The sequence below is a fragment of the Pectobacterium aroidearum genome (assembly GCF_041228105.1).
GTDB lineage: Bacteria > Pseudomonadota > Gammaproteobacteria > Enterobacterales > Enterobacteriaceae > Pectobacterium > Pectobacterium aroidearum.
Genome location: NZ_CP166097.1, coordinates 1,480,028 through 1,495,676 on the forward strand (window position 1 = coordinate 1,480,028; position 15,649 = coordinate 1,495,676).

General features: G+C 52.0%; 14 protein-coding genes. 6 read left to right on the forward strand and 8 right to left on the reverse strand.

The genetic code is table 11. The features are described from left to right. The first annotated feature begins 311 nt into the window (after window positions 1-311). The 4 genes from AB8809_RS06640 to AB8809_RS06655 all read left to right on the forward strand — a co-directional run bounded on the left by AB8809_RS06640 (window position 312) and on the right by AB8809_RS06655 (window position 5,523). Complete coding sequence (locus AB8809_RS06640) at window positions 312-2,480, forward strand: ABC transporter permease subunit (RefSeq protein ID WP_349855842.1); 2,169 nt, start codon at window positions 312-314, stop codon at window positions 2,478-2,480. Further along, window positions 2,477-4,123: a phosphate ABC transporter permease PstA gene (gene pstA / locus AB8809_RS06645; RefSeq protein ID WP_349855841.1), complete on the forward strand. Its 1,647-nt coding sequence runs from the start codon at window positions 2,477-2,479 to the stop codon at window positions 4,121-4,123. Before AB8809_RS06640 ends, pstA begins: the two co-directional genes overlap by 4 nt. A gap of 15 nt (window positions 4,124-4,138) precedes the next feature. After that, entirely contained in the window at window positions 4,139-4,954 is an 816-nt protein-coding gene (pstB, locus tag AB8809_RS06650) for a phosphate ABC transporter ATP-binding protein PstB (RefSeq protein WP_015841121.1), read from the forward strand. A gap of 131 nt (window positions 4,955-5,085) precedes the next feature. After that, window positions 5,086-5,523, forward strand: coding sequence for a helix-turn-helix transcriptional regulator (locus tag AB8809_RS06655; RefSeq protein WP_349855840.1), 438 nt, complete (start codon window positions 5,086-5,088; stop codon window positions 5,521-5,523). A gap of 89 nt (window positions 5,524-5,612) precedes the next feature. On the opposite strand, the gene AB8809_RS06660 is transcribed toward AB8809_RS06655, so the two are convergent. The 6 genes from AB8809_RS06660 to ppiB all read right to left on the reverse strand — a co-directional run bounded on the left by AB8809_RS06660 (window position 5,613) and on the right by ppiB (window position 11,829). After that, window positions 5,613-6,980 (reverse strand): L-serine ammonia-lyase, encoded by a 1,368-nt coding sequence (locus AB8809_RS06660; protein WP_015841119.1) that lies wholly within the window; start codon window positions 6,978-6,980, stop codon window positions 5,613-5,615. A gap of 66 nt (window positions 6,981-7,046) precedes the next feature. Next, window positions 7,047-8,336 (reverse strand): HAAAP family serine/threonine permease, encoded by a 1,290-nt coding sequence (locus AB8809_RS06665; protein WP_181829065.1) that lies wholly within the window; start codon window positions 8,334-8,336, stop codon window positions 7,047-7,049. Window positions 8,337-8,846: 510 nt separating this feature from the next. Then, window positions 8,847-9,917: a 5-(carboxyamino)imidazole ribonucleotide synthase gene (purK, locus tag AB8809_RS06670; protein ID WP_349855839.1), complete on the reverse strand. Its 1,071-nt coding sequence runs from the start codon at window positions 9,915-9,917 to the stop codon at window positions 8,847-8,849. Then, window positions 9,914-10,423, reverse strand: a complete 510-nt coding sequence (gene purE / locus AB8809_RS06675; protein WP_180741834.1) for a 5-(carboxyamino)imidazole ribonucleotide mutase — start codon at window positions 10,421-10,423, stop codon at window positions 9,914-9,916. Before purE ends, purK begins: the two co-directional genes overlap by 4 nt. 178 nt (window positions 10,424-10,601) lie before the next feature. Continuing rightward, window positions 10,602-11,324 (reverse strand): UDP-2,3-diacylglucosamine diphosphatase, encoded by a 723-nt coding sequence (gene lpxH / locus AB8809_RS06680; protein WP_181848617.1) that lies wholly within the window; start codon window positions 11,322-11,324, stop codon window positions 10,602-10,604. A gap of 10 nt (window positions 11,325-11,334) precedes the next feature. Next, window positions 11,335-11,829 carry a peptidylprolyl isomerase B gene (gene ppiB / locus AB8809_RS06685; protein WP_015841114.1) on the reverse strand — a complete coding sequence of 165 codons (495 nt, stop codon included), beginning with the start codon at window positions 11,827-11,829 and terminating at the stop codon, window positions 11,335-11,337. Window positions 11,830-12,250: 421 nt separating this feature from the next. On the opposite strand from ppiB, the gene AB8809_RS06690 reads away from it, so the two are divergent. After that, complete coding sequence (locus AB8809_RS06690; protein WP_015841113.1) at window positions 12,251-12,682, forward strand: DoxX family protein; 432 nt, start codon at window positions 12,251-12,253, stop codon at window positions 12,680-12,682. A 311-nt stretch (window positions 12,683-12,993) separates the two neighbouring features. Beyond that, the gene (gene cysS / locus AB8809_RS06695; protein WP_349855838.1) at window positions 12,994-14,379 is read left to right on the forward strand and encodes a cysteine--tRNA ligase; all 1,386 of its coding nucleotides are present in this window, start codon (window positions 12,994-12,996) and stop codon (window positions 14,377-14,379) included. Window positions 14,380-14,458: 79 nt separating this feature from the next. Here cysS and ybcJ read toward each other — a convergent pair whose 3' ends face one another. Further along, window positions 14,459-14,671 carry a ribosome-associated protein YbcJ gene (gene ybcJ / locus AB8809_RS06700; RefSeq protein ID WP_015841111.1) on the reverse strand — a complete coding sequence of 71 codons (213 nt, stop codon included), beginning with the start codon at window positions 14,669-14,671 and terminating at the stop codon, window positions 14,459-14,461. 32 nt (window positions 14,672-14,703) lie between these two features. After that, on the reverse strand, window positions 14,704-15,567 hold the full coding sequence (gene folD / locus AB8809_RS06705) for a bifunctional methylenetetrahydrofolate dehydrogenase/methenyltetrahydrofolate cyclohydrolase FolD (protein ID WP_015841110.1): 864 nt from the start codon (window positions 15,565-15,567) through the stop codon (window positions 14,704-14,706). Window positions 15,568-15,649 lie beyond the last annotated feature (82 nt).

The following is a 15,649-nucleotide window of genomic DNA, read 5'->3' on the forward strand; positions in this document are numbered from 1 at the left end:
GTTCATCCAATATTCATACCCTTCCTCTGTGGAGATAGAGTACAACAACATTATGGCGTGTTGATGACGATACCCGTCATATTTCGAGTAGTCAGTACGTTGGCTACCCTCACTTACCCCAGTCACTTACTCGAGTAAGCTCCTGGGGACTCCCTCGGTTGCCGCCTTCGTACAACTCGAACTATTTAGGGTATAAAATCTAATTCATAGACAGACTTACCATTGTCATATTATGGGCGTAAAGGCAACATATGCTACCCGCAATACGTTAGCAACACGACTCTGGCGGCTTCACTCTAACGGCGAGAATAATGGTAAAAACAGGCAACACATCACAGTATCGGGATCGTCGGCGAGCGTGGGTAGATCGTTTGGTTCACCGCATTGTTGCGGGCAGTGGGCTGCTGGTGCTGGCTATGCTGTTGTTAATCTTCTTCTATCTTCTGTATGTGGTGACGCCACTGTTCCTTTCCCCCACGGTTAATGGTCAAAAAACGGTGCAGCGCCATTCTGCGGAAGCGTCGCTGGCGTTGGGGCTTAGCGACAATGGGCAGATTGGATTTCGCATCGATAGTCAGGGCTATGGGGAGTTTATTCCGTTCGCGGAAAGCCAGCCCATGTCGCGCATCCGGCTGGTTCCTGCGCTGAGTTTACTGGCGCAAAGTCAGGGGGAGCGGCAGACTTATGCCCTGAGCCAACCTGACGGCCGTTTAGTTTTCGTGCAGCCCGTGTTATCGCGTACGGAAAACCGTTCTCCTATCTGGACTTATCCGCTGGGTGAACAGGCCTATTCGCTTGGATTGCCTGCGCAGCCGTTGCGTTATCTGGCGGTGGCGGCGGTGGATGAAACGCATGCCGTTGTGGCGGCCATCGGGCAGGAAAATGCGTTGATTATTGCCGATATTGATGAAAACGGCGTGCGGCAACGAGCACAGATTACGCTGCCGGCTGGCGCGGTTAGCCAACTGCTGCTGACGCCAGACGGACAGCAGGTCTATTTGCTCAGCGGCAATACATTAACGCTGTGGCAGGTGGGGACGAACGCGCTGACGCTGCGAGAAGAGCGGCAATTACAGTTGGCGGAACCGTTGCATTTGGCGCTGTTGTCCGGCGGGCGATCATTGCTGGTACAGACCGCTGATGGGCAGATTAGTCAATGGTTTGAGGTGCCGGGCGAAAAGGGCGCGACGTTGACGGAGATCCGCCAGTTTCCGCACGTAGCGGGCGAATCGGTGCTGTTGGCAACGGAGGCTCAGCGGCGAGTCTTTGCCACATTGAACGCACAGGGTGAACTGTCACTGTTTGCCAGCAAGCAGTCGCATGCGCTGCTGACGCAGACATTACCGTCTCATGCGCAGGGGCTGGCGTTTTCGCCGCACGGATCTGCCATGCTGGTTGAAACGGCGCAGGGCTGGCATCGCTATCAGGTGGATAATCCGTATCCCGATATCGGCTGGCGCGGGCTGTGGCAAAAATTGTGGTATGAGAATTATCCGGAGCCTGCCTATATCTGGCAATCCACGTCTGCGGATGACAGTTATCAAGCCAAATTCAGCATGATGCCGCTAATGCTGGGCACGATGAAAGCGGCGATTTACGCCATGCTGTTTGCTACGCCGTTGGCGCTGTCCGCCGCGATTTACACCGCCTGCTTTATGTCGCCGACGCTACGACGCTGGATCAAACCCACGCTGGAAATCATGGGCGCGCTGCCGACGGTTGTCGTTGGCTTGATTGCGGCCATCTGGCTGGCGCCGCATTTTGCGACCTATCTGTCTGCGATTCTGGTTATGCCGATTTTATGGATGCTGGCCGTGCTCGGCTGCGGCTGGCTGATTGAATGCCTGCCGACGCGCTGTCGTCTCCGTTTCCCGGCAGGATGGGACGTACTCTTCCTGATTCCCACGATCCTGCTGACATTTGTGGTCGGCTGTTGGATTGCGCCACGTATGGAAATCTGGGTATTGGGACAACCACTGTATCAGTGGCTGGGCGATGATTTTGTGCAACGCAATACGCTGGTGGCCGGTGTCGCTCTCGGTTTTGCGCTGATTCCGCTGATTTTTTCGCTGGCGGAAGATGCCTTGTTCAGCGTACCGGCTCGTTTGAGTCAGGGCTCGCTGGCGCTGGGTGCGACGGCGTGGCAAACCCTGTGGCGCGTCGTGCTGCCGTCCGCCAGTGCCGGAATTTTCGCTGCGCTGATGCTGAGTTTTGGCCGTGCCGTGGGGGAAACCATGATTGTGCTTATGGCGACGGGCAACACGCCTATTATGGATGAAGGTTTGCTTCAGGGGCTGCGTTCGCTGGCGGCGAATATTGCCATTGAAATGCCAGAAGCCGTGACGAACAGCGGCCACTATCGGGTGCTGTTTTTAACGGCATTAGCGCTGTTTGTGTTCACGTTCATCGTGAATACGCTGGCTGAAACTATCCGGCAGCGTTTACGTCAACGTTACCGCGATGAAGGAGAAAACGCGTGAAGCGCTGGTTCCGTTCGGGAAGGCCCTGGGTGTGGCTGACCGCCTCGTCAATTTCCATTAGCCTGCTGGCGATGCTGGCAATCATCGTGCTGCTGGCGGGGCAGGGGATGCGTTACTTGTGGCCACAACCTGTCTGGCTGCTGACGCTACAGCCGGAACAGGGTGTGCAGCGCGCGCTGATGGGGGAGATTTATGCCGAACAGACACTTTCACCTCAGCAATTGGAACAGGCTGATTTAACCTCTGCGGCTGGTGATGCTGAAACACGCTATTTGATCAAAATTGGCCAGCGTGAAATTCATGGGCAGAGCTTTCGTTCGTTGCTGTCGCGTGACATTGTCCGTTTTGATAAACCCGCCGATATTCTGGTATTGAAGCGAACCAGCAATGGCACCGCCTATGGTTATTTGGCTGGCATGCTGGAGGGCGAGCAGCCGCTGGTGGCGACGGATCTCCCGGCGACCTTACAGCATCGCGTCGAGCAGGTGCAGGGGTTGCTCGCAAAGGCGCAGGCCATCCGCATGGGGGAGATGGCGAAGATCAACCAACAGTTTGAGGTGCTGCGGCTGGAAGAGAAAAAGCGTCAGCAGACCAGAACGTTGGATAATCAGGCACTGGCTCGTCTTCAGGCTGAGCGTATCGAACTGCAACGCCGCTTCGATGAACTGTCGCGCCAGTTAACCGCACTCAATCTGGATATTAATCGCGATACCGTACAGCTACGGGATGCGAACGGCAGTATCCATCTTATTCCGCTCAGGGATATTGAACAGGCCTGGTATCCGAATGCGATGGACCTGTGGGCAAAGGTCAGACACTGGGGCAATCAGGCAAAATATATGCTGGCGCGCTACTCGCCGGACAGCAACAGCGCAGGCCACCTTTTCCCTGCTATCTTTGGCACGGTGCTGATGGTCGTGTTGATGTCTATTGTGGTGATGCCGTTGGGCGTGATCGCCGCGGTTTATCTTCATGAATACGCTGGGAAAAACAGCCTAACGCGTTGGGTGCGAATTGCCGTGGTCAATCTGGCTGGGGTACCTTCCATTGTCTATGGTGTATTTGGGCTAGGTTTTTTTGTGTATCTCATCGGCGGCACGTTGGATCAGCTGTTCTATTCTGAAGCACTGCCAAATCCGACATTTGGTACGCCGGGGCTGCTGTGGGCATCGCTGACACTGGCACTCCTGACGCTACCAGTGGTCATTGTGGCGACGGAGGAAGGGCTGTCACGCATTCCGATGTCGGTACGCCACGGTTCATTGGCGCTAGGTGCCACCAAAGCCGAAACGCTGTGGCACGTTGTGCTGCCGATGGCGGTTCCCGCGATGATGACCGGTTTAATCCTCGCCGTGGCGCGTGCCGCAGGGGAAACCGCACCGCTGATGTTGGTCGGCGTGGTGAAGTCGGTGCCGGTTTTACCGGTTGATGATATTTTCCCTTATCTGCATCTTGAGCGAAAATTTATGCATCTGGGATTCCAGATTTACGATTTGGCGTTCCAAAGCCCGGACGTGGAAGCCGCCAGGCCGCTGGTATACATTACTGCGCTGCTGTTGGTGCTTATTGTCGTCGGGCTGAATCTGGCGGCGATTGGAATCCGCCATGTTCTGCGTGAGAAATATCGTTCGTTATCACTCTGAAAGTAGGATGAAGTTATGGGATTTATGACACAAAAGGAGATGGCACCGCTACCTGATGTTCATCAACTGAGTGATGAACAGACGATGTTAACCGTGGAACATCTGAATCTGTACTATGGCAATAAGCAGGCACTGAACGATATTTCGATTCGTATTCCGAAGAATCAGGTCACAGCGCTGATTGGGCCGTCGGGCTGTGGCAAATCTACGCTGTTACGCTGCTTTAATCGGATGAATGATCTGGTGGACAACTGCCGTACCGAGGGCGATATCTGGCTGAACGGCATGCCAATTAACGACCCGCAGTTAGATGTTGCCGTGTTACGCCGCCGGGTCGGTATGGTTTTCCAACGCCCGAATCCGTTTCCCAAATCGATCTATGAAAACGTCATTTATGGCCTGAGATTACAGGGACTGCGCGATCGCCGCTTTTTGGATGATGCCGTTGAGCGTGCGCTGCGTGCGGCGGCGCTCTGGCATGAGGTAAAGGATCGGCTGAGCGACAACGCGTTGACGCTATCCAGTGGGCAGCAGCAGCGTTTGGTGATCGCCCGGGCGATCGCCATTGAGCCGGAAGTGCTGTTGTTAGATGAACCGACCTCCGCGCTCGATCCGATTTCGACGCTGATTGTTGAAGAACTGATGGGAACGCTAAAGCAACATTTCACGCTGGTATTGGTGACGCACAACATGCAGCAGGCGGCTCGCGTGTCGGATTACACCGCGTTTATCAATCAGGGTAAGTTAATTGAGTACAACCGTACGGACGATCTGTTTACCTCGCCGACGCAGCGCCGCACAGAGGATTATATTACCGGACGCTTTGGGTAAAATTTCATCAGGCCACTGTGTTCAAAGGGCTTAAAAAAATTATGGATACCGTTCATCAATTGTCCGTGCCATTTGAAAAATTGATGATAAAATGCGCGCAAATTTTTTGACTCTGGCAAGTGGCGGGTAAGATGAAATTTAGCACTATGAACGAAGGCGAAATTATTACCGAGCTGTGCCGGAGGATAAAAGACGCCAGAATCCAGCAGCGCTTATCGCAGGTCGATCTCGCCGAGCGAGCAGGACTGGGAATTGCGACGATCAAACGTGCTGAAATGGGCGAATCCATTACGCTCAGCAGCCTGCTTTCCATTCTGCGTGGGTTGAATCGCCTCCATCAGATTGAGGGCGTGCTCTTCGACGCCGAAGTGGAGTCTTTCCACGCACAGATCAGCGGTGAGAAAAAACAGACGCCGCTGCGCATCAGAAAGAAAGCCGCGGCTTTTCCCGCCAAGGCGCTCGCTAAGCATGAAAATGCCAAGAAGCCGACTAACAGCACCGTGGACTGGTACATCGCGGCAGCTGAAAACAACATTGTCTGGTCACTGCCTGAAAGCGATAAAAAATAAAGGGCTAATGCAAATGCATTAACCCCTGCGCATCACCCCTGATTGTCGCGTTAATCTACCTGGCATTTAACGCGACAAGGCCAGTTTGATCATTCGCACAGCACGACTTTAATCGCCAATCCCCCGCGAGAGGTTTCACGGTACTTGGCGTTCATGTCTTTGCCTGTTTCATACATGGTTTCAATTACTTTATCGAGCGATACGCGTGGTTCGCTGGCGCGGCGCATGGCCATTCTTGCGGCGTTGATCGCTTTCACGGAGGCAATGGCGTTACGTTCGATGCATGGCACTTGAACCTGACCCGCGACCGGATCGCACGTCAGCCCCAGATTGTGCTCCATGCCGATTTCCGCTGCGATGCATACCTGCTCTGGGTTGGCACCGAGGAGTTCTGCCAGACCGGCCGCGGCCATTGAGCAGGCCACGCCAACTTCGCCCTGACAGCCCACTTCGGCCCCAGAAATAGACGCATTCATTTTGTAGAGCATACCGATAGCGCCAGCTGCCAGAAAATAGCGCAGGTAAGATTCCGGCGTGACAGGTTGAACGTAGCGATCGTAATAGGCCAGCACGGCAGGAATAATGCCGCACGCGCCGTTAGTTGGTGCAGTGACCACGCGCCCGCCTGCCGCATTTTCTTCCGACACGGCCATGGCGAACATGTTAACCCAGTCCATCGCATCCATCGGATCGTTAGAAAAACGATCGTTGATGAACAGCAGGCGATGCAGTGCCGATGCCCGACGGGGAACGCGTAACGGGCCGGGCAACACGCCTTCCGTATTCATGCCGCGATGCATACAATCCTGCATGGTTTTCCACACGTCGGCAAAATAGTGCTCAAGTGCTTCCCGGCCATGCATCGCAATCTCGTTTTTCAGGACGATAGCGGATAACGACAGGCAGTGATCGTGACAATGTTGCAGCAGTTTCTGGGCAGAAAAGAACGGGTAGGGCGCGCTTTCCTCTGCCAAATTGGGTTTGCCGAAGTTTTCCTGATCGACGACGAATCCGCCCCCGATGGAGTAATACGTTTTGCTATAGACCCGCTCTTGTCCGCTGTAGGCGCGAATGGTCATGCCGTTTTCATGCAGCGGCAGGTTTTCCGGTTGGAAACGCAGGGAAGTTTCCAGCGGGAAACTGACCTCATATTGACCGTTGAGTATCGGTAACCGCTGAGTCTCTTTCACCTGCTGAATAAAGGCCGGAATGCTATCGATATTAACGCTATCTGGCAGATTACCGGCTAATCCCATAATGATGGCTATATCGGTGTGGTGACCTTTTCCCGTCAGGGAGAGCGAGCCGTAAATATCAACGACGATGGATGTCACCGATGAGATAAGCGCGCGGTTCACCAGATCGTCGGTGAACATCTTGCCCGCTTTCATTGGGCCGACGGTATGAGAACTGGACGGGCCGATACCGATTTTGAAGATATCAAATACGCTGACCATAGCGATTTCCTTAAAAAAAACGCCGGTCGTTAGACAACGTTCCGGCGTTAAATTAGTGTCGGGGGCTTACAGCAGATCGCGCAGGCTGTAAACGATGGCGGAAATAGCGATCAGTCCCATCAGAGTGACGAAGACGTTACTGATGTGGCCGCTGTATTTTTTCATTGCCGGGACTTTCTGAATAGCGTACATCGGCATCAGGAACAGCAGGCACGCGATAATCGGGCCGCCCAATGTTTCGATCATGCCCAGAATGCTTGGGTTCAGCGTCGCAACAATCCAGGTAGTGATCAGCATGAACAGCGCAGTGATGCGGTTCAATTTGGTGTTGGAAATGGTTTTGCCTCTGCTGCGCAGGGTTTTCACGATCATGCCGTTGAAACCTTCGCCAGCACCCAGATAGTGACCCAGGAACGATTTAGATATTGCGATAGTGGCAATAACCGGTGCCAGATAGCCCATGACTGGGTTGTTAAAATGGTTCGCCAGATAGGACAGAATAGAAATATTCTGCGTTTTCGCTTCCATCAGTTCAGCAGGAGAGAGGCTCAGTACGCAGCTGAAGACGAAGAACATCACGGTCAGCACCATCATAATGTGGCTATAAGACAGGATGCGTGAACATTTTTTCTCTGCGTCATCGCCATATTCTTTCCGTTTGGCAACGGCGAAAGAGGAGATGATCGGGGAGTGGTTGAAGGAGAAAACCATCACCGGAATAGCCAGCCATAATGTCGCCAATAGACCATTGCCCGTTACGCTGGAACTCAAAGAAATGTTTTCAAAAACAGAGGTATTCCAGTTCGGAATTAAATAAAGCGCCAGCAACATCAGCACGGCGACGAAAGGATAAACCAGAATACTCATTGCCTTAACGATCATTGCTTCACCGAAGCGAACAATAAACATTAACCCGAGGATTAATATTAATGACAGCACGGCACGCGGCGGAGAAGGTAAATGCAACTGGTGAGTAATAAAGCTATCAACCGTATTGGTGATGGCGACGCTATAAACTAACAGGATCGGATAAATAGCGAAAAAATAAAGCAAAGTGATTAATTTTCCCGCACCAACGCCGAAATGTTCTTCAACAACTTCGGTAATATCTTCGCCACCTTTTTTGCCGGATAATACAAAACGGCATAAAGCACGGTGAGAATAATATGTCATCGGAAAAGCAATCAGCGCCATGATAATTAACGGAATTAAACCACCAATACCGGCGTTGATAGGTAAGAATAACACGCCAGCGCCGATGGCCGTGCCATAGAGGCCCAGCATCCAGACGGTATCGCTTTTACGCCATCCTGAAGCCTGTTCTAACACCTGGCTGCTATCTTGAATTGTGCTCATATACTGATTTCTCCTCGGTGAACACATTAATACCCGTCGTGTTGGGGTACAAAAATTACAGTACCGGCAACTTGCCGTTACAGAGTTTAAAAAACGAACAAGACATATTGCTAATTATTTCAGCAGGTCAATACTGTTTTGTGGCGGCATTCTATATCGTGGTGGTCAGCGAATAATATTGAGGCGATCACAGAAATGAATTGACGGGGAATATTTTAATAAATTTTCGAGAAAAATAAAATATCAATCCTGATACTTTATTTTAAATATTTTTAACGGCTCGTTATTGATACTTTATTTAATTACTGAGTGATGAAAATACACAGTGAATAAAATAAATAGCAGCTGAAATAATAAACGCAATTTTGCTGATGTCACGCGTAATGATGATTTTTCTCTTTTTCGACGCAGCGGTAGCGGATGTGCTTTCTGCGAACGTATCGAATGCGTTGCTATTAATAGACGGTTATCCGACAGGCTGTCATCTGCCGGATAACCGTTACCGCGCTGTCAGGCAGTCAGTTTTTCTTCTGCCCACGCTAGACCGCTGTGGTATTCCTCTGGTAATAGAAGAGCCAGCGATTGCAGCGTGTGTTGCAGCTGTGTGGCATCCGATGACGATAAATTGAGGTGTCCAACTTTGCGGCCGGGGCGAACCTCTTTCTCATACCAGTGCAGATGTACCAGCGGCAGCGCCAGCCAGTCGATATTTACGTCGGTGCCAATCAGGTTGACCATCACCGAAGGCGTTTCAACGACCGGTACCGGCAGCGGCAGATCCAGAATGGCGCGCAGGTGCAATTCAAACTGGCTTATCGATGCGCCATTTTGCGTCCAGTGGCCGCTATTGTGTACGCGGGGAGCCAGCTCGTTAATGAGCAGACGATCGCCGACAATAAAGCATTCCATCGCCATCACACCGACATAACCCAGCGCGTTCATAATCGCGGATAGCATCTGCTCTGCCTGTTGTTGCAATTGCGGGTTGGGCTGAGGGAAGGCCACGCTGGTGCGCAGAATGCCATCCTGATGCAGGTTATGGGTGAGCGGATAGAACACGCATTTGCCGTGCGTATTGCGGGCACCGACCAGTGAGACTTCACCGGAAAAATTAATGCCTTGTTCAACGATGCATTCGCCGTAGCAGTCAGCAGGCAACGTCTGCTGTTCCCCATCGCGTAAGCGCCACTGTCCGCGACCGTCGTAACCACCAACGCGACGTTTAACGATCGCCAGTTCACCTAATGAGGAAAAAACGTGCGGCCATTCATCGGCGCTTGCCAGTAATTGCCAAGGCGCGGTCGCCAGATTCAGCGAATCCAGCAGTTGTTTTTGCGTCAGGCGATCGGCCAGACGCGGGAAAATATCGCGGTTCGCAAACGCGGTGTGTTCGGCCAATTCACGGGTGAGGGCGGTTTCCGGCCAGCGCTCGATCTCGGCGGTAATCACACTGTTATGAAACGGCACCGATTCCGGCTCGGCATCCAGTCCCACCGGATAAACGGCAATACCTAATGGTTCACCAGCCTGACGCAGCATTCTGCCCAACTGACCATTGCCTAATACGCAGACCGGTTTCATGCCTCCTCCCGCGGATCGGGATGAGAGAGTACATCGTCGGTTTGCGCCTGACGCCAGTCGGCCAGTCGGGTGGCGATGCCACGATCGTGCAGGGCGAGAATTTGTGCGGCCAGCAGAGCGGCATTCGCTGCGCCCGCTTTGCCAATGGCTAACGTGCCGACCGGAATACCACGAGGCATTTGGACGATAGAATACAGGCTGTCTACACCGCTCAGCGTTGAGCTTTGAACCGGCACGCCAAGCACGGGAACCAGCGTTTTTGCTGCCAGCATACCCGGCAGGTGTGCTGCGCCGCCAGCGCCAGCGATGATCACATCAAAACCGTTCTGTGCCGCTTGTTCTGCAAAGCTGAACAGCTTATCCGGCGTCCGGTGTGCGGAAACGACTTCGGTATGAAAAGGAATGTTCAGCGTGGTGAGGATTTCCGCAGCAAACTGCATAGTGGCCCAGTCACTCTTTGAACCCATGACGATGGCAATTTTAGCCGGGGCAACGTTGGATGACATGCCTGTAACGCTCCTGTGATTGTACGTGTTCGTGACATCTTTGCGTCGGCCAGACGGGGAGGGTCTGGCGTTGAGGGCGTAGAGCATACCACGCCATTATGGCAAGGAAAACGGTTGCGTATGCGGAAATGCTGGGGAAATAAGATTAGAGGCCGTTAAGCCAATGGCAGGAAACGCATTAAAATGGGAAGGAAATCAGTTCGATATTTTGTGGCGTGACCTTAATCATCGACCCTTCTTCATGCCAGGCACCGAGAACGGCGCGACGGCCATAAGACTCGCCGAGATCGACCTGATGAATGGCCGGGCGGTGCGTGTGGCCATGAATCATTGTCTTTACCTGATAATGCCGTAGGCGTTCAAGTACCGCGTCATGATTGACATCCATAATCTGCTGCGATTTTTTCTGGTTTTCCTGCTGACTGGTTGCACGCATCTTCGCCGCGATTTTCACGCGTGATGACAGCGGTAATAGCAGAAAGAGTCGCTGAATGAATGGATTGTGAACCCGGCGGCGGAATTGCTGGTAGTGATGATCGTCGGTACACAGCGTATCGCCATGCAGAATAAGGATCTTCTGACCGTAGAGATCGAGCACCGTTTCCGTTGGAAGTAGAGTCATTCCGCTTTGTTTAGCGAAACGCTTACCGATCAGGAAATCACGGTTACCGTGTACAAAATAGCAGGGAATGCCGCGCTGATGTAATGCATAAAGTTCAGCGGCGATGGTGGCATGTAGCGGCTGGGGATCGTCGTCGCCAATCCAGGCATCAAACAGATCGCCAAGAATGTATAGCGCATCGGCATGAATCGCATCATGGCGTAAAAAACGCAGAAAACCGGCGGTAATCGCCGGTTCATGAAGACTTAAATGCAGATCGGCAATGAACAGCGTTGCCATGCAGGTCGGATTATTCGCTGACCGTTACGTGGGTAATCACCACGTCTTCTTTCGGTACGTCCTGATGCATGCCGCTGCGGCCAGTAGCTACGCCTTTGATTTTATCAACGACGTCCATACCTTCGGCGACTTCAGCGAAAACGCAGTAGCCCCAGCCATCTGCACGCTCTGAACGGAAGTTCAGGAAGTCGTTATCGACAACGTTGATAAAGAACTGAGCCGTTGCAGAGTGCGGATCGTTGGTACGCGCCATTGCCAGCGTGCCACGCGTGTTTTTCAGGCCGTTGTTGGCTTCATTTTTGATTGTCGCGTTGGTTTCTTTCTGATCCATACCTGGAGCGAAGCCGCCGCCCTGGATCATGAAACCATTAATCACACGGTGGAAAATCGTGTTGTCATAAAAACCGCTGCGGCAGTAGTTCAGGAAGTTTTCTACGGTAACCGGCGCCTTGTCTGCAAACGTATTAATAACGATATCGCCGTGGTTGGTATGAAGCGTAATCATAATAATGAACCCTAGATAGCCTTAGTGATTAAGAGTGCTGTTCACAAAAGGCGGTGAACAACAAGAGCGCTGTTATAGCATAACTGGTCGATTGAGTCAGTACTTCACGCTTATCGTGCCGTTGTTAGCGGTTGGCTGGAGGGGTAAATCGTATAAAAATGTTTACTACTCTGATTTTGGTAGGCATCAGATAAGGTGTGCGCTGAAGAAGATTGCGTAATCAGGTGTTAATCAGGGAATAGGGACTTTTAAAAACAAATAAATTGATCAAATTTTTCAATTACAGTTAATTAATTTGAATGATATTTTTGTTGCCCTAGATCAATGTTTTGCGTAATCAACGTGTTCTTTTTTTGCGGCTCAGATTAATCTGAGAGTAATTCTTATTCCTCCTAAATAACTCTAAAGAGATAGGTGAACTATGCTGGGCATTCTGGATAGTGTTAATCGTCTGTTAGACAAGCCGGATTTTGGCAAACTGTTTCTGCGCGTATCTTTCAGCGTTTTGATGTTGTTCCACGGTTGGCACAAACTACACGGTGGCATTGGTTTTATTGAAGGAATGCTGACTAATGCTGGGCTCCCTGCGTTTGTCGGTTACGGCGTTTATATCGGGGAAGTGATCATTCCGATCATGATGATACTCGGCATCTTGACGCGGCCTGCCGCGCTGATCTTCTCTTTCACCATGCTTGTTGCTGCATTGCTGGTGCATTCTGGTGACTTCCTTTCTCTGGAAAAAACCGGCGCATGGGCAGTTGAAGGCGCTGCGGTGTTCTTCTTTGCCGGTATCGCGATTGCTTTTCTCGGCAGCGGAAAATACTCCGTGATGTCGAATCCACGCTTGCGCTGAGTGTTTTTTCGCCAGTACGTCGATTGTGTGAAATGGCCCGGATTTTCCGGGCCATTTCATTTTTATCCTTTCCTACCTTTCCCTTTTCTTATTAACCTTGCAATACAGTAGGGTTCAGGTTTCAATACGCCGTTGGGTATCAACCCTGAACGCATTGATGTTACTGACGCTAGCCGCGTCTGTGATTGACCTATCGTGTGAACGCTATACTTTTTGAACATTGTGTCGAATGTCGTGCGTTTGTGAAAACCATTTCTTTGAAAACCGTTTTTTGTGAAAACCATTTTTTATAAAAACACTGGAACGCCCTGATGCTAAAGATTTTTAATACGCTGAGTCGCCAAAAAGAGGAATTTAAACCTATCCACGCCGGTCAGGTGGGAATGTATGTGTGTGGCATCACCGTTTATGACCTGTGTCATATCGGTCACGGGCGTACTTTCGTGGCGTTTGATGTGGTGGCGCGGTATTTGCGGTATCTGGGATATTCACTGAAGTATGTGCGTAATGTCACCGATATTGACGACAAGATTATTAAACGTGCGGCCGAAAACGGGGAAACCAGCGACCAACTGACGACCCGTATGATTGCAGAAATGCACGCCGATTTTGATGCTTTGAATATTCTGCGCCCGGATGCCGAGCCGCGTGCGACGCACCATATTGCCGATATCATCGAAATGGTGGAAACGCTGATTGCCCGTCGCCACGCCTATGTCGCGAGTAATGGCGATGTGATGTTCTCCGTTGATACCGCGCCGGGCTACGGTGTGCTGTCTCGCCAGGATCTGGATCAATTGCAGGCTGGCGCACGCGTTGAAATTACAGAAGTGAAGCGTAACCCGATGGACTTCGTTTTGTGGAAAATGTCCAAACCGGGTGAACCGCACTGGTCTTCTCCGTGGGGAGAAGGGCGTCCCGGCTGGCATATCGAATGTTCTGCCATGAACTGCAAACAGCTCGGCGAGCACTTTGATATTCACGGCGGCGGTTCAGATTTGATGTTCCCGCACCACGAAAACGAGATCGCGCAATCCAGCTGTGCACACGATGGCCCGTATGTGAATTACTGGATGCACTCCGGCATGGTAATGGTTGACCGCGAGAAGATGTCGAAGTCGCTCAATAACTTCTTCACCGTTCGCGACGTGCTGGCGTACTACGACCCGGAAACCGTGCGTTATTTCCTGATGTCAGGCCACTATCGTAGCCAGTTGAACTACAGCGAAGACAACCTTAAACAAGCGCGTGCGGCGTTAGAACGTCTGTATACGGCGCTGCGTGGAACGGATCCTGATGCTGCGGCGCAAGGGGGAGACGAGTTTGAAGGCCGTTTCCGCGAAGCGATGGACGATGATTTCAACACGCCGGAAGCGTACTCGGTGCTGTTTGATATGGCGCGTGAAGTTAACCGCCTGAAAACGGAAGATGCGCAGGCGGCGAATCAGCTGGCATCGGCACTGCGTAAACTGTCAGGCGTGCTCGGCCTGCTGGAACAAGATCCAGAACAGTTCCTGCAAAACGGTGCGCAAGTGGATAACGACGAGGTGAAAGAAATCGAAGCGTTAATCCAGCAGCGTAAAGATGCGCGCGCGGCGAAAGACTGGGCGTTGGCGGATCAGGCTCGCGATCGACTGAATGAAATGGGGATCGTGCTGGAAGATGGCCCGCAGGGAACGATCTGGCGCCGTAAGTAATCTTCTTCTCTTTCAATAAATAAAAAGCCCGCAAATATACATTGCGGGCTTTTTTTCACCATCATTGCCGTCTTAAGCGTTAGTCGGCGATTTTTACCGTTTCACCGTTGAACTGAACGGTTTGCCCGGCGACGATCTTGCAGCGCTTGCGCGTTTCTATCTGGCCGTCAACGGTCACATCGCCTGCGGCGATAGCCAGCTTAGCCGTCGCGCCGCTTTCACTCCAGCCCAGCAATTTCAAGAGATCGCACAGTTCAACGTGCGGATGTTTTTCAAGATTAAAAGTTGCCATAAATTCCTGCTTATTCGTGTTTGACTCGCCAGTTATTCGGCGTGGTCATGGTACTCTTCACACGCCTGCAGCGTGTTTTGAATCAGTGTGGCAACGGTCATAGGGCCGACGCCGCCCGGCACAGGGCTGATGTAAGACGCTCTTTCCTGTGCGGTTTCAAATTCCACATCGCCGACGACTTTGCCGCTTTCCAGACGATTGATACCTACGTCCAGCACGATTGCACCCGGTTTAATCCATTCGCCAGGAATGAAGCCCGGTTTACCCACGGCGACAACCAGCAGATCGGCATTTTCAATATGGTGGCGTAGGTTTTTGGTGAAACGGTGCGTGACGGTAGTGGTGCAGCCAGCCAGCAGCAGTTCCAGACTCATCGGACGGCCAACAATATTAGACGCGCCGACGACAACGGCATTCAGGCCGAAGGTGTCGATATTATAACGTTCCAGCAGCGTGACGATGCCGCGTGGCGTACAGGCGCGTAGCAGCGGCGCGCGCTGGCACAGACGACCTACGTTGTAAGGATGGAAGCCATCAACATCTTTGCTTGGCGCGATGCGTTCGATCACTTTGGTGTTATCAATGCCCTCTGGCAGCGGAAGCTGAACCAGAATACCGTCAATCGCCTGGTCGGCGTTGAGCTGGTCGATAAGTGTTAGCAGCTCTGATTCTGTTGTCGTGGCGGGTAAATCATAAGAGCGGGAGATAAAGCCGACTTCTTCACACACCTTGCGTTTGCTGGAGACATAAATCTGTGATGCCGGATTCTCGCCGACCAGCACAACAGCCAGACCCGGTGCGCGTTTTCCTGCTGCCAAACGCTGTGTGACTCGTGCGGCAACTTCGTCTTTGACCTGCTGCGCAATCGTTTTACCATCAATAATCTTTGCTGCCATCTGAGATGAGACCCATCAATGTGAAATAGGGGGGAGATGGCCGCTATTCTGTCAGAAGCTGCTCGTGCTGTCAGGCATTGCA